Origin of the sequence: Sedimentisphaera salicampi (genome assembly GCF_002117005.1) — a bacterium.
Lineage (GTDB): Bacteria > Planctomycetota > Phycisphaerae > Sedimentisphaerales > Sedimentisphaeraceae > Sedimentisphaera > Sedimentisphaera salicampi.
Window position 1 is genome coordinate 1,239,084 of the sequence record NZ_CP021023.1, and the last position, 16,773, is coordinate 1,255,856.

The window sequence follows — 16,773 nt, forward strand, 5'->3', positions numbered from 1 at the left end:
TAATTGTAGTGCACGCTATTATCTCATATCAAAACTTGATTCCAAGCCCAAAATGCGGTAAAATATCGCCAAATTGCGACAAGAGGTATGTTTTGAAAAAGATTCTGATTACAATAGACACTTCAAGGGCCTCGGGCAGGAAATTTCTTGCAGGTGTTGAGAGATACTGCTCAAACTATTCAGACTGGCAGGTGCTTGTAAATCCGCCGGCATATATCAATTCGCCCAAATCCGCATACAGCTCAGCAGTAGGGGTGAAGGATTTTGACGGCCTGCTTATCTATGATCCGTCCCGATTATCAGAATTTCTCGGTTCGAGAGTTCCCAAGGTAATACTGGACACGCAGATAGAATACGCAAAAGGAGAATCTACTATTGTGGTCAGCTCCTTCGAGGTTGGCCGGACTGCTGCTGATTATTTTATCGGGAAAGGGTTTCAAAATTTCGCCTACTGCGGATTCTCCGAGCTGCCGTGGTCAGGGAAGCGTTTTGAAGGCTTCTGCAAAACCCTCGCCTCCAACGGAATTTCTGAAGATAAGATTGGATTAAAGGATTTTCAGCAGTGCCATTTTTTCCCCGAAGAGATAAGGCAGACAGCAGAATGGCTCAAGGGGCTGCCCAGGCCTCTTGGCATATTTACATGCAACGACGACAGGGCTGTTTACATCCTTGAGGCATGCAAGATTGCGGGGCTTGAAGTTCCGGAGGAGGCTGCTGTTTTGGGGGTAGATAATGATGAGCTTGTTTGCAGGCTCTCTTCGCCATCGCTTTCGAGCATTGAACTCAATTTCGAGAATGCCGGCTTCAAGGCTGCCGGACACCTTGAGGAACTTACAGAAGGAAGATCCAAGACGAAGGTGATAGAGATAACGCCGGTTGAAATAATTGAGAGACAGTCAACAGATGTTTTCGCCATTAAAAATCCCTGCATCCAGAAGGCAATGATCTACATCAGGCAAAACTTCAAAAAAGCGATCACCGTTCAGGATGTTGCCGAGCAATGCTGCGTTTCAAGAAGAACGATTGAAAGGCTCTTTAGAAAACATTTGAATAAATCGGTTAAACACGAAATCAGGAAACTCAGAATCGAGCTGATAAAGAAAAAACTTCTCTACACTGATTTGCCGGTATCTCGGATAGCGGAAGATTTAGAATTCTGCGAGCCGGACCATCTCTCGAGGTATTTCAAGAAGGCAGCAGGAGAAACCCCCGCAAATTTCCGGAAAAACAACAAACAATTCAGCTGAAAATTTCAAATATAAAGATTTTGTTCTTGAAATCACAGCCTATTATTTGGTAGGATTGAGTAAAATATTATTATTTGAAAGGTTTTTGGTTATGAAAAAAATATTTTTTACAGCATTTCTTCTCATTGCGGCAACACCTTGTTTTTCAGAAATCGTTGGAGGTTCGGTAACAGTGATAAGCCCCCCTCTTAATACCGGAGAGGATAATCATCAGATTGATGAGCTCCTTGGCTTCAATGAGCGGCAGAATGTTACTCTTCAAAGCGAACTGGCTCTGGATTACCCAAACGCCAACATTCCGGCAGGTGCAACTGTGAGCAGTCATTACATCATCTACGACCCTCAGGACCAGGCCAACATTACAGGCACCGTGGTAACAGATGAGCAGGTGGCCGGTTTGATCTATGAAACAGACAAACTCAACGCAAGCGACTTCCTCGGCCTTCCCGGAACAAACTACCTTAACCCGTCTATGCGCGGGCTTGAAAGCGGGGATTCGGCATCTATCGACGAGAACTATACCGTATCATTCGATCTTGGCGCAAGCACCCCTGGAGATTATGCAAGGATTATCACTGCCTCCGAGCCGGCAGTTGTGGGGCCTCAGCTTCTGATGAGAAATCCGAAGGCAGCGGTAAACGATGTGCATACAAACGAAAACGGCGTGGGCTCTGTTCGTCTGCTGTTCAACGAGCCTATCCTCTTCGGGGCTAATGAAGCCTCTGTTACGAACGAAGACGGGCAGGTCGTTTCTTCGCAAACCACGGGCAGCGGAAGCAGGTTTATGGTAATCACTTTCTCCGATGTCCTTTTGGGCGATAAGTACACGATAACTGTTCCAGACAGCACAACAAGCAAGCAGACAGGCAATGCGATAGATGGAGATAATGACGGTTCAGCAGGCGGAGATCTTGTGTTTACAATGGAGCACAGAAAGAGGCAGGATTTCAACAACGATAATGAAGTCGAAATGAAGGACTTGGCGGAATTCGCCGAAGAATGGCTTTGGGCTGATTAGATTTGCTCAGTTGCTGCAGGCCTCTGAGGGAAGAAGGGAGCAGTCCAGCCAGCTGAGGCACAGGCTGGCATAGTCGTATAGATTTACGATACAATCCGGCTCCCCGTTGGGGCCGGACGTATCGAAAAGTAAAGAATCTGGATTGCATACGGGCTTGCCGCAGGACTGGTAGTATATGGTGGTTATGCTGTTTTGGTCTAACACATCATCATACACCCGCACATCATCAAGCCAGCCGTTAAAGCTTGAGGATGCTCTCACAGAGCCCACTCCGAAATCTGCATCTGTTTTTACTCCGAGGGAGGTTTCAGAATAGCTTGTCTTGAGCCCTTCATCTTCGGTGATCATATAGATTGAACCAACCGGATCAGCGGCTGTTGAATCAAGCGTAAACGCCACAAACACCCACTCACCCTCGGGCAGAGGCCCTGGCGCAAACACCTTAGCCCCGCTTGATTTTCCGAGATTGAGGAGAGATTCATCGGGCTTGATTGAAAGCCTGTAGAGCTCGCCGTCTGAATCCTTCTTGCCTGTAACCACCTGCCAGTTGCCTAAGTTTTCCTTCCACTTGAGCCACATAGTCATTGTCATTTTGCCGGTTGTCTCCAGCGGATTCCAAGGGCCTGCATAAGCGTATCCATCGTTTTTCTGGATAAATGCGCTCTGACCGAGCTGTGCGCATGCCCCATCTGCAAAATCAGCACTCCCTTCCACAACGGCATCTCTTTTTTCTCCATAAGAGCTGATATCGAGATAGCTGCTTCCATCGAACCCGGAAGAATCATTGTCAAGCGTCCAGTGCGCCATCTTATTTGCAAGACGCACACTTACGATATCCGTATAAGCAGAGCCTTCGGGGTTTTGCAGTTTGCAGTAGTAGAAGCCTTCATTCTGCTGGCTCAGGGCGAGCTCAATTGTGCTTTCGCTGCCGGCCTGCTGGTCGTCTTCTGAGCGTGCGCTGTCTTGCGAATAATACCACTGATATTCAATCGGCTCGGCTCCAACAGCAGAAACGCTGAGAGTAATCTCTTTTCCGTCGATGCCCGCTGCATCTTCAGGCTGCTGGAGGATTGTAATCATATCGGTAATCTCGCCCACAACGCCGTTGCCCTGCTGGTCTAACACAAAGGCCGGCTCGCTGTTATGAGTTACCAAATCTCCCGGGCTGCCGGAAAGCCCGGAGGCGCACTGCCATCTTCTGCCCTTTACGAATACCGAACCTGACTTCTGATTGAACAGATCAAAGAGCTTTTCCATATCAGAGGCATTGTAGCCAAGCGTCTCGCTTTCGGCGCCGGCAAATAGCGATTCAATCTTCCCGTCGCTCAGCTTCGAGCCCCAGATAGCGAATTCGTCGATACTTCCCTCGAAATATGGCCCGTGATCTCTTGCGGCTTTCCCAACATACAGATTGTTCACGCTGCCGCTTGTCATCAGAATGTCTTCAGAATTAGTGGCAGCGGGATACTTTTGGCCGTCAACGTAGAATATCAAATCCTTGAATTTGTCTTTTCCTTCAGGCCTTCCGGGGAAAGCCGCTGCAACATGATGCCACTTTCCGTCTGCAAGGTCCGGGCTGCCCGCTGCTCGAGTTTGAGTGTTTTCGGCAGAGAGCCCGATTTTGCCGTTGTTCAAATCGAAATTGAACTTACCTTGAATTCCGCCTTTAGCGCCTCCCCAGCCTCCAATTGTCATATGGTCTGAGCTGGCTGTCTTTATCCAAGCCGAAACAGTTCTCGGCTCAGAGCCGGTTACAGGGGCAATGCCTTTCTTTGTTGTTAGATGGGCATCTGAATTAAAAACCCCGGCGGTTCCCATAATGCCGGAGCCAAAGCTTACTCCCTGCTTAACTCCGCCGTACATCTCTGTCTTCATTGAGCCGTGGTTTGTAATCTTAGGCTCTAACTCGTCATCGAAGCTGTAATGAACGAGAAGCCCTTTCTGATCCATCAGTTCCAATATGCCTGAAGCGGTAAAGCTTGCTTTGCTTCCGGAATAATCAGCGATTATAGAGCCGTTCATAATTTCCGGAGCAGCCTTTTTATTCCAGCTTTTCACTGCGTTCTTAGACCAGTACTTCTCTGTGTAGCCGGCGCTTGTGTTCTGAAATCTGTAATTTGTAAACTCTACCTTGTCCTCATAAACATCAGCCTTGAGATAGCCCTTGTGAACTATCTGCAGGATATCGCTTTCGGTATCCTTGGAAGCTGTTTCTGTATGCACCTCGCCTGCGAAATATGCACGAACCTTGCTGCATCTGCGAAGCGCTGACCAGAAATCCGAATCGCCCCGTTCATCAAACATCATACCGCTTGAAACCCATTTCCTCACGGGCTCAAGTACTGGCGTATGCCCTAAAACAAACACGTGGTCAATTGAAGACTCATTCTCAGCGGCATCCAGCACATTCTCCAGCCATGTTAGGTGCGACCCGCTCACGTCTGCAGTTACCGAACCTGAGATTACATTCAGCTGCTTTTCCGGCGAGTCCTGCCGGAATACATCAACCGAAATGAAAAGGGCATTGCGAACCTGCTTGGCATAGGAAGTGTTCTCGTAGGGCGTGCCTAAAGGCCTTGAGCTCACTGAGCCAATGGGGTCATCAAAACGGAAGTTTCCCGTGGCATCCATATTGAAAGTCTGAGCTAAAGAGAGCCGGAAATCATCAACAAGATAAGAAATCGGCTGGCCGACATTCCAGTTGTTATCGCCAATTTCATGATCGCCCACAGCTATTAAAACCAGAGGCATCTGCGAGGCAAAGCGGTAGTACCATTGGCCGTTGTAGATATCAGCAGCGTTCTGTATGGTCTCTTCATATGTTCCGCCGGGCGCGAAGGCAGCCTTTGCCCAATCTGAATCGAAGCGGTAGCTCGCAAGGTCTCCCGGGATAAGCACGGCTTCGGGATTGTGATCCGCCATCTGCGAGATCCTGTCTGCAATATGCTGCTCCACCAAATCAGATGTGCCGTTGTATCCTTGAGTAGCGTCGGGGTAGCCTTCTGCTGCCGGCGTGCCTGCAGGATTGTTTCCCGTAAGGTCTGCTGCTTCATAATGCGGATCCGCCCAGCCTACGAATGTCCAACTGCTTTCAGCAGCCATTGCGAATGAACATAAAGCTAAAATCGTAATTATAAAGCCGTAAGTTTTCTTCATTTTTTCTCCGTAAAAATTCTCAAAGTTTGCCGTCAATAATATTCCCAAAGATCTATTCAGCAATCAAAACAGGTTCTTCAAATATGCACCTGTCATTGCCGGCGGGACTACATGCAAGTCATATCAACAATCTCGCCCACAACGCCATTGCCCTGTTTGTCTAAAACGAAAGCGATCTCGCCGTTATGCAGCTTTACAAGCTCTCCGACCTTGCTGCCGGAAAGCCCGGAGACGCTCTGCCATCTCCTGCCCTTTATGAATACTGGGCTGGAACTCTGATTGAACAGATCAAAGAGCTTTTCCATATCAGAAGCGTTGTAGCTAAGCATTTCGCTTTTTCCGCCATGCCAGAGCGATTGTACCTTTCCATCAGCGAGCTGTGAGCCCCAGATGGCAAATTCATCTATGCTCCCTTTAAAATATGGCCCGCGATTTCTGGCGGAACTGCCTACATACAGATTGTTCACACTCGAATTTGTTATCAGAATATCTTCCGAGTTAGAGTCAGCGGAAAACTTTTGGCCGTCAACGTAAAAAATCAAGTCCTTGATTTTGTCTTTGCCAGCTGGCCTTCCGGGGAAAGCCGCAGCAACATGATGCCACTTTCCGTCTGCAAGGTTTGGACTGCCTGCTGCGCGGGTTTGTTTGTTTACGGAGGATATTCCGATTTTCCCATCGATCAAGTCGAAATTAAACTTTGCTTGAATTCCTTTGATCCATCCTCCCCAGCCTCCAATTGTCATATGGTCTGAGCTGGTTGTCTTTATCCAAGCCGAAACAGTTCTCGGCTCAGAGCCGGTTACAGGGGCAATGCCCTTCTGCGTTGTTAAATAGCTCTCAGGCTTAAACACTCCGGCACTTCCCATAACAGAAGAGCCAAAGCTCACACCCTTATTAACTCCGCCGTACATCTCTGTCTTCATTGAGCCGTGATTTGTAATCTTGGATTCTAACTCATCATCGAAGCTGTAATGAACGAGAAGCCCTTTTTGATCCATCAATTCCAATATGCCCGAAGAAGTGAAGTTTGCTTTGCTTCCGGAATAGTCAGCGATTATAGAGCCGTTCATAATTTCCGGAGCCGCCTTTTTATCCCAGCTTTTCACTGCGTTCTTAGACCAGTACTTCTCGGTGGAGCCGGCATCAGTACTCTGGAAGCGGTAGTTTGTAAACTCAATCTTATCTTCGTAAACATCAGTCTTTACATATCCCGAGTGAACGATTTGCAGGATATCGCTTTCAGTATCCTTGGAAGCTGTTTCTGTATGCACCTCGCCTGCGAAATATGCACGAACCTTGCTGCATCTGCGAAGCGCTGCCCAGAAATCTGAATCGCCCCGTTCATCAAACATCATACCGCTTGAAACCCATTTTCTCACGGGCTCAAGTACTGGCGTATGCCCGAAAACAAACACGTGATCAATAGAAGACTCATTCTCAGCGGCATTCAAAATATTCTCCAGCCATGTTAGGTGCGACCCGCTCACGTCTGCAGTTACCGAACCTGAGATTATATTAAGCTGCTTTTCCGGCGAGTCCTGCCGGAATACATCAACCGAAATGAAAAGGGCATTGCGAACCTGCTTGGCATAGGAAGTGTTCTCGTAGGGCGTGCCTAAAGGCCTTGAGCTCACTGAACCAATCTTCTCATCAAAGCGGAAATTTCCGGATTCATCCATATTGAACGTCTGCGCAAGCGAGAGACGAAAATCATCAACAAGATAAGAAATCGGCTGGCCGACATTCCAGTTGTTATCGCCAATTTCATGATCGCCCACAGCTATTAAAACCAGAGGCATCTGCGAGGCAAAGCGGTAGTACCATTGGCCGTTGTAGATATCAGCAGCGTTCTGTATGGTCTCTTCATATGTTCCGCCGGGCGCGAAGGCAGCCTTTGCCCAATCTGAATCGAAGCGGTAGCTCGCAAGGTCTCCCGGGATAAGCACGGCTTCGGGATTATGAGCTGCCATCTGCGAGATCCTGTCTGCAATATGCTGCTCCACCAAATCAGATGTGCCGTTGCAGCCTTGGGTGGCTTCTGGATAGCCTTCTGCTGCCGGCGTGCCTGCGGGATTATTTCCAGTAAGGTCTGCTGCTTCATAATGCGGATCCGCCCAGCCTACGAATGTCCAACTGCTTTCAGCAGCCATTGCGAATGAACATAAAGCTGACATCATAATTATAAAGCCGTAAGTTTTCCTCATTTTTTCTCCGTCAAAAAGTCTCAAAGTTTGCCGTCAAGAATATTCACAAAGATCTATTCAGCAATCAAAACAGGTTCTTCAAATATGCACCTGTCATTGCCGTTGCCGCTTTCTCCGCCGGTTGTTACGAGCGTAAGAAACTCGGTATTTTCATCGATATAAATCTCTTCGCTTTCAGTTTCCATCTCAGCGGTAACGTTCTCGCGTTTGTATCTCAGCTCACCGTCTGTGAGCACCCAGAAATCCGCCTCGCCGTTATCGGGGCTGTCAGAGGGTGATACTAATGTGCTGAATTTGAACCTGAAAGTTTTCTCCTCAGTTATCTCTCTAAAAGGCTTCAGGTCGAAGGTTATTCCGGCATTTGGATGAATAAAAATTCCGCTGAAACCTGAAATAATACGGAAATTATCCCGCTGACGCTGTTTTTCCTTTCCCCTGTAATCTACATCAAAAGACTGGGTGTTGCAGATATATGTCCAGAACCTTCCGTCTGTAGGCGGGCAGTCTTCAAAGATATCGCCCTTGCTGCTCACCTTGCACTCACCTTTACTCCCGTTAGGAACGAATACCCCATCAACAAAGGGACTAGACTCTACCTGATGAAACTCAAAGTGGCTGTCTTTCATCTCAGCGTTATTGCTGCCGTAATTTCGGAGCAGAAGATGCGAAGCAATCTCACCAGTACCCGGAATAATCGAATCGCTTTTTGAGTTTATATCGTTTAATCCGCTCCCGCCGGAAACTGTATTTGCAAGCCTTATCGGCTGGCCTCGCCATATGATGTTCTGCTCAGAAATAATCCGCCTTGCAAATTTGTCTTCCTGAAATTCAACTTCCAGTATCCTGCCTTCTGAAACATCGAACCGGTTTGCAGTGTTCTCTAAAACCTCAACGTTGTTTGTGTTTATGAATCTGCGCGTTATAAATGTTGTTCTGCCCTTTGAAACGTGCACCTCTGTATCTCCGGAAATCTCCTGCGATACGCCGAATTCTGTGCCCAGATCGATAATCTTCGAGTTCTCCGTGGTTACCTGAAACCCCACGGCCTCCTTTGGCACAGAGGCATAAATGTTTCCGTATTTCAGCTCAATCTGGTCATCAGAGATCACCTCAAAACTGGCCGGAGATTCAATTGTAAGATGCACACCGCTTCTCAGATCAATCTCTACAAACCCTTCATTCAAAGTTAGCGGATTTGAGTTTGAGAACACTCCATCGCCCTTCTCGGGGATGTTTTCAGCGTCCTCAGCCCAGCGAACGTCCATAACCTCGCTCAAAACACCCACCTGCTCAGAAGGCAGGCTGCCCGGAGCAAGGTTCGCCCAAAGCAGAAGAAAGATAAGAGCTGCCGCAGAGCAGGCTGCTAAGATAAGATTCGGGATGCTCACCCTTCTTCTCTGCTCGCCGCAATCACATTCAGCAGGCTGGTCTTGGTCTTCTTCAGGTTCTTGCCTTCCGAGCCTCAAGAGCTCAGGACTGCCGATTGAATTATTCATTATAAATTTCTGCGTAAAATCTTCCGGCCCGGGCCTCTGCTGGAATGCCTCGGCAGCCTTGCCGGATTTCTTGAGCCCTGCTGAAATTCGGAAAATCTCAAGCGCATAGCTCCTTGCCGATTCGCTGCCCTCTAAAAGCTCATTGAGCCTGCTTCGCTGTCCTCCGCTGAGCCCGCCTTCCATGCCGCCGGCAAGAAGGAAGTTTAATTCTATTGCTGTTTTCTTATCCATCTAACCTGCTCCTCGCCTTCATCCGCCTCTCAACGCAGTCTTTCAGGAATGCATGAAGCCTTGAGAGTCTTTTGTAAACCGCTGTTTTACCAAGCCCAATTCTTGAAGCTATCTCCCTTACCGGAAGACCGTAAAAATATTTCATTTTCAATATGTCAAAGTGGTTTTTCTTTAAGTTTGCTACGCACTCGCCAAGACACTCCATCTTTTCATCGTCGCCGCTCTCAGTTTCGGCCTTCTCTGCGAGCAATTCAAAAACATTTTCCGAAAACAGATTCTCTGCGTGTCGTGCTTTTGTTCGCCTGAAATTCATCACCTGATACTTCGATATCGTAAATGCCCAGGCGATAAAGCTCGTGCCTTTCTCGAAGCTGTCAAACTTCTGCCACATCACAGAAACCGCCTCCTGCATTATATCCTCAGCATCGTCGTGATTGCCGACAAGGCTGAGGATATAAGCATAGATCCTGCCCTGCGAATTTATAAGCAGATTTACGAAGTCTTCTGTTTGCGAATCTTTTTTCATAGAACCAATTCTCCCGCAAACCTTCAAAAATGAAAGTTTATTTTGCAGTAAGAAAAGGGCGGGCAGGCCGCCCGCCCCTGTATTTTTATAGTTTACATATCGCCTGCTTCAGCAGGAAGAAGTGAAGAGTCGAGCCAGCTTTTTGCCATCTGGGCAAAATCATACATATCTACGCGGCAGTCTGGGCCTAAGCCCTCCGGCCCTGCAACATCATTCGGATTTGCGTTTTCAGTGTTGCAAATCGGAACATTTGAAGCATCGTAGAACTGCTCTGCAACCTCATCTTCGCTGAGGGCATAGTTGAACACCCTCATATCATCTATTCTGCCGAAGACATTTGAAGGATCTACCGGTTGGGATGTTCTTCCTATTGAGAATACCGGTTCTTCAGCAATATCGCCTAAACCGGCACTGCCAGTATCAGCGGTTATGCTGGACCCGTCAGTCGGAATCACATAAGCAGAGCACTCAAGCCCGCTTTCTGTGCTGTCATACACAGCGGCAATAAAGCACCATTCCTCCTGCGGCAAAACACCGGTTCCGTAAACAGAGCCGTTGTCTCCGCCGACAACCAGTATTCTGTCGTCAGGCTGAACAGCTATTCTCCAGTAGTTCTTGTCTTCGTTGTCCTCTTTCTGGGCTGCAATAACGCCCCAGCCGTTGGTCCTACCTTCATAATATATCCAGGCAGTGATAGTCATATCGCCTTCTTCTTCCAGAGGAGAAAGCTCAGGCACATCAGCACCGCCGACAGCACCGTCCCACGTTACAGCCTGATTAGTCTGGCTCGGGATAGCTCCATCAACAAAGCTCAGATAGTCGTTCGGGTCTGCATTGTAGGCGAACGGGTCTTCCGTGCTCACATCCAGCAGGTAAGTTCCGTCCCAGTTGGCAGCGTCGCTGTCCATCTTCCAGCGGGCGAGCATCCTCTTGATATTGAGCGTTTTGCTTATCTGTGAGAATCCTGTGATTGAACAGGTGTATTCGCCTGCATCAGCAGAAGAAAAATCTTCAACTGTTATAGAAGTAGTGTATGTTCCATCCTGATTGTCCGTGAATGTTGATTCACTGATCGGGATGCCGCCAAAGCTCCAGTTTATATCAGAAGCCAGCACAGAGGACGCACTTTCTATAACCGCCGATACAGTAACATCATCTCCCGCTGCCGGGAAGTCCGGGCTTGAAGATATTGATTCAAATACCGGCTCATCGCTCATAGTGAGAAAGCTCCACTTTTCGCTCGGGATATAAGCCTCCGGTACAGAAGCGTTCTGAAGCTCGTTTACCCCGTCGCCTATATCAGGCAGCGGGTCAACGGCGGTATCGAGAACCTCGACAACCTGCCACTGGTATTCAGTATCGTATCCCAGACCTGTAACCTGATAGGTGCTTTCAGCAACCTGTCCAGGGCCCGCGCCGACAGCGCCGACAAAATTCGGCTCTGCGCCCGGGGCGTTTGATACATAAACGTACTGATCGACGATTGCAGGATTTACATCATTGCCAGAACCCGGGTTCATATAATCCGTGCCGGCCATCCAGCTCAGGTCAACATCAATGCCGGTTGTCCCCGGCTGCTGAGTAGATGAACCGCCGTAAGGCTGGCCTGTTAGAGACAATGAAAAATTATCAACCTGGCAAATACCGCCGATTGCCTGCAGTCTCAGAGTAAGTTCTCCGCCTTCATATTCCTGAGGGAACTGGGTGGTGTCAATCTTGTAAGAGAAAGTCTGCTTATCAAGCCAGTCCGGTGCATTGGAGACTTTATCATTTGCGCCGTCAAGATTCATTCTCTGGCTCCATAGAGTTCCGTCTCCTGTTACCAGATCGTAGTTTTCTGTGTCCACGATAAGCGCATCAAACTCATTGCCAAGATTGCCAACTTTCCAGCGGGCTTCAATCCCGTTAAAGCTCAGCACAAGCTGATCTCCATACTGCCAGGATACGCCTGTGTCTTGGGAGGTAAAGAAATCCGGCTTAAGCCTAAGCACCTGATTGTCGTACTCGGCGCCTGGGATCTTGTCATCGTTAAGCTTGGAGTCAAGCGGGCCTTTGCCGTTTTTATCATCCCAGCCTACGATATCTACCCATACACCACCGCCATCGACGAATGGCTCCTCAAAACCGCCGTGGGTAATGAGTTCATTATTTGCTGCAAAGGCAAAAAGTGCTGCGGGCAATGCAGTTAAAATTAATATCAAAACTAATCGTTTCATAGTTAAACCTCTTATCAAAATTAAAAAAGTAATTTCAAACTAAGCTGTCTTTCAGCTGAGTTATTACATATCGCAGACTTCTGCCGGAACAAGAGAGCAGCTCAGCCAGCTATCTGCCATTGCTGCAAAATCATACATATCCACGCTGCAGTCTGGCCCGAGCCCTTCGGGGCCGGCAACATCATTTGGATTTGCGCTGTCAGGGTCGCAGATAGTATTATTTGATGCATCGTAGAACTGCTGGGCAATCTCTTCTTCACTGAGAGCATAATTGAACACCCTCATATCATCTATCTTGCCGAACATATTAGCAGGCGCTTCATCAGCATTGGAAGTTCTTCCAATAGAGAAAACAGGAGTTTCTTCAACATCGCCTACACCGGCACTGTCTGTAACTGCGCTCATTTCAGACCCGTCAGTGGAGATAATATAAGCTGAACACTCCATACCGCTTTCGGTGCTGTCGTAAACAGCAGCTATAAAGCACCAATCATCCAGCGGCAATGTTCCGCTGCTGACTGCAGACCCGCCGGCTCCGCCGACACTCAATTCTCTTGTTGGTTGTACTGCGATTCTCCAGTAGTTTCCTACATCATTACTTATTTTCTGGGCTGCAATAACGCCCCAGCCATTTGTATTTCCTTCGTAGTGAACCCATCCGGTAATAGTCATATCGCCTTCTTCTGAGAGCGGATTAAGCCCGGGTACATCAGCACCGCCAACTTGTCCGTTCCACGTAATGCCCTGATTAGTCTGGGCAGGGATTGCCCCGTCAACAAAGCTGAAATAGTCGTTCGGGTCTGCATTGTATGCGACAGGGTCTTCCGTGCATACGTCGAGCAGGTAAGTTCCGTCCCAGTTTGCAGCGTCGCTGTCCATCTTCCAGTGGGCGAGCATCCTCTTGATATTGAGCGTTTTGCTTATCTGTGAGAATCCTGTTATTGAGCAGGTGTATTCGCCTGAGTCGGCAAGAGAAACATCTTCAACTGTTATAGAAGTGGTGTATGTGCCGTCCTGATTGTCTGTAAAGGTATGTTCGGAAATCGGAATACCGCCAAAGCTCCAGTTTATATCAGAAGCCAGCACAGAAGATGCGCTTTCTATAACTGCCGAGACAGTAACATCATCACCCGGTTCAGGGAAATCTGGGCTTGAAGATATAGATTCAAATACCGGCTCATCGCTCATAGTAACAAAGCTCCACTTTTCGCTCGGGATGTAAGCCTCCGGTACAGAAGCATTCTGAAGCTCGTTTACCCCGTCGCCTATATCAGGGATCGGGTCAACGGCGGTATCGAGAACCTCAACAACCTGCCACTGGTATTCAGTGTCGTATCCCAGGCCGGTAACCTGATAGGTGCTTTCAGCTACCTGTCCAGGGTCCGCACCGACAGCGCCTACAAAATTCGGCTCTGCGCCCGGGGCGTTTGATACATAAACGTACTGATCAGCAATTGCCGGATTTACATCATTGGCTGAGCCCGGATTCATATAATCCTTGCCCGCCATCCAGCTCAGGTCAACATCAATTCCGCTAACGCCCGGCTGCTGCTGAAATGATGCCCCGTAGGCAGCGCCTGAGAAGCCTAATGATATGTTATCAGCCCAGGCAACACCGTTGAGTGCATCTAATCTAAGAGTAAGATTGCCGCCTTCATATTCCTGCGGGAACTGAGATGTATCGATGAGATAGGAAAAGGTCTGATTTTCTTTCCAGTCAGGAGCAGAAGATACGCCCTGCTCTCTTGTACCGTCAACATTGACCGTCTCGCTCCATAAAATCCCGTCGCCAGTTACATCATCGTAGTTTTCTGTATCTACGATAAGAACTTCAAACTCGTCAACTTTGCCCTCGTCAGATCTCCAATGAGCCTCGTGGCCGTTGAGAGTTAATACCAAAAGATCTCCAGCCTGCCAAGGAGCGCCGGTGGGTTGGGATAAATGAAAATTCGGCTTGAGCCTCAATACCTGATTATCCGGCTCTGCACCCGGAATCCTGTCGTTGCCGAGCTTGGAATCAAGCGGGCCGTTCGCATTCTTTTCTTCCCAGCCGACAATATCCACCCAAACGCCTGTTCCGGTAACTGCCGGTTCCTCAAAACCGCCGTGAGTGATCACCTCATTTATGCCCGCAAAGGCAAAAGCTGCCGCCGGCAAAGCAGCTAACGCTAAAACTAATAACAATTTTCTCATAATTAAACCTCGTTAAAGAATAAAATTTTACAACCAAGCGATAACCTCTCGCAGGGTATTCTAATAGGTTAATGTTTCTGAAAGTCTGGCTTTTGACAACTTTTTCACAAAAAAAGCTTTAAATCGGCTTCTAAATATGATAGAGTTAAAGTTGGTATTCTTAATAATTAACTAAGGAGTTTCTAAAATGAAAAGCATTATGTTTAAGGTTTGGAGTTTGGTTTTTGCTGCTGCCTGCTCTGTGTCTTTCGCTGCATATCAGCAGATAGATTTAGACCAGTTCGCCAATGGACAGGAACTTACAAACCAGATTTCAGGCATCACTTTCTCCGCTGATAATACCGGCGGCGGCCCTGATTCTGTGGCCATCTTTGACACAACACTTACAGACACTGCCGACCCAGATCTGGAAGGCCCTCCAAATACCAACTGGCAGGGAGGAAACTTATCCGATCCCCAGACAGGCGTTGGCAACATCATCATCATTCAGGAGAACACAACAGGCTATGACCCTCCAGGAGACACGATTTTTGACACTCCCGACGATGAAGGCGGCGGAGGCTCCATATTTATAGATTACGGCAGCACACTGATGAAGGGCTTCAAATTCGCATTTGCAGATTCGGAGGAATACAGCTCGGGCGACAGCGTTTGCGTAGGAATTTCCTTCTACAGGGATTCTTTTGATGAAACTGACCTCGTTGCAAAGGTTCCATTGGCAGATTACCTGGAAGCAGGAAACTACTTCAAAACAACATACAACTCAGATGGTTCAATCGAATTCGAAGACCACTATGCGAATGATTTTGAAATAACCAGCGGAGACCTTGAAGCCGCTTTCCAAGGTGTTGCAGACGGAACATTCAACAAGATTAAGATTTGTCTGGACAATTCCTCAGGCGGTTTTGGACTGTTAGAATATGAGCAGGTTCCAGAGCCTCTAACGCTTGCTCTTCTCGGCGGCGGTTTTATACTCGCGAGAAAACGCAGAGCCTGATTGCATAAAGTGCAAATCCATCTGATTACGAAAAGTTAGAAATAACGATTAACTTAAGCGGAGTTTCGCCACAGCAAAACTCTTCTACCCGCTCGTGGGCTCAAAGCAGTAATTAAATATAATATATCAAACTCCCTCTCCGCTGTCTCCGATTCCTCCCCGCCTCCGGCGGACAGGCTCGGTTTAACTCTCTTTTACATCAGAGAAAACATTTTCATAAATGAGGGGAAAGCTCTCTGCCGGCAAGTACGCTGCCACCGCAATACATAGTTTTTCTCTGATGCGGAAAATGTTTTTTTGACACGGAGATAACGGAGGAAGCGGAGGGGATATTTTTTTAACCACTAATCAGCACTAATTTTTCACTAATGATTTAAGATAAGTTTTTTTTGATGGAGAAAGCCAATTTAAAATTAATATGAAATCTTTATCTCATCCTGTAAATCTTGTTAATCCTGTCTAATTTATCACATCCTCTCCGTTATCTCCGCTTACTCCCCGCCTCCGGCGGACAGGCTCGGTTTAACTCTCTTTTACAACTCGCCACGCATCAATAAATAGGTAACTGTCCCTATTTAAACTTGCTGGACTTCTGGAGGTTAATCGAACGGGCAGAGGCAAATCTAACACATATAAAACCGGTACAAAAATGAGACCGGTTCAAAAACCAGACTGGTCTAAAAACTGTACCGGTAGTGGTCTAAAAAATAGACCGGTTCAAAAACCAGACTGGTCTAAAAACTGTACCGGCAGTGGTCTAAAAATGAGACCGGTTCAAAAACCAGACTGGTCTAAAAACTGCACCAGTAGTGGTCTAAAAATAGACCGGTTCAAACTTCGGACTGGTCTAGAAACTGCACCGGCAGTGGTCTAAAAATTAGACCGAAACCGGTTCAAAAATTAGACCATAAAAGAATAAGAAAAGAAAAGAGTAATGTGGACGAGCCTTCCGGATATGCTTTTGTGCTGAAGGGAGGGAAAGATTACTCACTACCAAAAGCCAAACTCGAAGAGCATCAAAAAACGTTCACAGCAGTGCGGGAGAAACTCCCACACTTCCAACGTCTGACTGTGGGAAAAACTTCCAAGGCAGTGTGGGAAAAACGTACACAGCAATGTGGGAGAAACTCCTACACCCCCAGCGTCTGACTGTGGGAAAAACTTCCAAGGGGTGTGGGAAAAACGTACACAAAAGTGTGGGAGAAATTCCCACGTAAAAGAAAAGAACTATTAAAAGAGTAATGTGGACGAGCCTTCCGGATATGCTTTTGTGTTGAAGAGCGGGAAAGATTACTCACTACCAAAAGCCAAACTCGAAGAGTATCAAAACACTTTCACAACTGTGGATACATATAATCCACAGATTACGCAGAGGTTTTTTAAATATAATATATTAACATCCTCTCCGTTATCTCCGCTTCCGGCGGACTCCACGCACGGCTCTGATTGTCGTTAGTAATACGCAGCAACTTAACAAAACGAGATATTT

At 47.5% G+C, this 16,773-nt stretch carries 10 protein-coding genes; 4 read left to right on the plus strand and 6 right to left on the minus strand.

Annotation, left to right across the window (positions count from 1 at the left end; translation table 11 throughout):
- The first annotated feature begins 92 nt into the window (after nt 1–92).
- Entirely contained in the window at nt 93–1,247 is a 1,155-nt protein-coding gene (locus STSP1_RS04640) for a DNA-binding transcriptional regulator (RefSeq protein WP_123806984.1), read from the plus strand.
- Between the two features lie 91 nt (nt 1,248–1,338).
- Entirely contained in the window at nt 1,339–2,265 is a 927-nt protein-coding gene (locus tag STSP1_RS04645) for a hypothetical protein (protein ID WP_085755232.1), read from the plus strand.
- Between the two features lie 6 nt (nt 2,266–2,271).
- On the opposite strand, the gene STSP1_RS04650 is transcribed toward STSP1_RS04645, so the two are convergent.
- The 6 genes from STSP1_RS04650 to STSP1_RS04675 all read right to left on the minus strand — a co-directional run bounded on the left by STSP1_RS04650 (nt 2,272) and on the right by STSP1_RS04675 (nt 14,287).
- Nucleotides 2,272–5,421, minus strand: a complete 3,150-nt coding sequence (locus STSP1_RS04650) for a LamG-like jellyroll fold domain-containing protein (protein ID WP_123806985.1) — start codon at nt 5,419–5,421, stop codon at nt 2,272–2,274.
- Between the two features lie 107 nt (nt 5,422–5,528).
- Nucleotides 5,529–7,625: a laminin G domain-containing metallophosphoesterase family protein gene (locus STSP1_RS04655; RefSeq protein WP_085755234.1), complete on the minus strand. Its 2,097-nt coding sequence runs from the start codon at nt 7,623–7,625 to the stop codon at nt 5,529–5,531.
- 53 nt (nt 7,626–7,678) lie between these two features.
- A complete protein-coding gene (locus STSP1_RS04660; protein WP_085755235.1) occupies nt 7,679–9,352 on the minus strand; it encodes a FecR family protein in 1,674 nt (557 codons plus the stop codon).
- Nucleotides 9,345–9,878, minus strand: coding sequence for a sigma-70 family RNA polymerase sigma factor (locus tag STSP1_RS04665; RefSeq protein WP_085755236.1), 534 nt, complete (start codon nt 9,876–9,878; stop codon nt 9,345–9,347). Before STSP1_RS04665 ends, STSP1_RS04660 begins: the two co-directional genes overlap by 8 nt.
- A 92-nt stretch (nt 9,879–9,970) precedes the next feature.
- Entirely contained in the window at nt 9,971–12,094 is a 2,124-nt protein-coding gene (locus STSP1_RS04670; RefSeq protein WP_085755237.1) for a LamG-like jellyroll fold domain-containing protein, read from the minus strand.
- 63 nt (nt 12,095–12,157) lie between these two features.
- Nucleotides 12,158–14,287, minus strand: coding sequence for a LamG-like jellyroll fold domain-containing protein (locus STSP1_RS04675; RefSeq protein ID WP_085755238.1), 2,130 nt, complete (start codon nt 14,285–14,287; stop codon nt 12,158–12,160).
- A gap of 187 nt (nt 14,288–14,474) precedes the next feature.
- Here STSP1_RS04675 and STSP1_RS04680 point away from each other — a divergent pair, with 187 nt between their 5' ends.
- Both STSP1_RS04680 and STSP1_RS12390 read left to right on the plus strand, forming a co-directional pair.
- On the plus strand, nt 14,475–15,284 hold the full coding sequence (locus tag STSP1_RS04680; protein WP_085755239.1) for a PEP-CTERM sorting domain-containing protein: 810 nt from the start codon (nt 14,475–14,477) through the stop codon (nt 15,282–15,284).
- A gap of 649 nt (nt 15,285–15,933) precedes the next feature.
- Nucleotides 15,934–16,158 carry a hypothetical protein gene (locus STSP1_RS12390; protein WP_123806986.1) on the plus strand — a complete coding sequence of 75 codons (225 nt, stop codon included), beginning with the start codon at nt 15,934–15,936 and terminating at the stop codon, nt 16,156–16,158.
- Nucleotides 16,159–16,773: the final 615 nt, after the last annotated feature.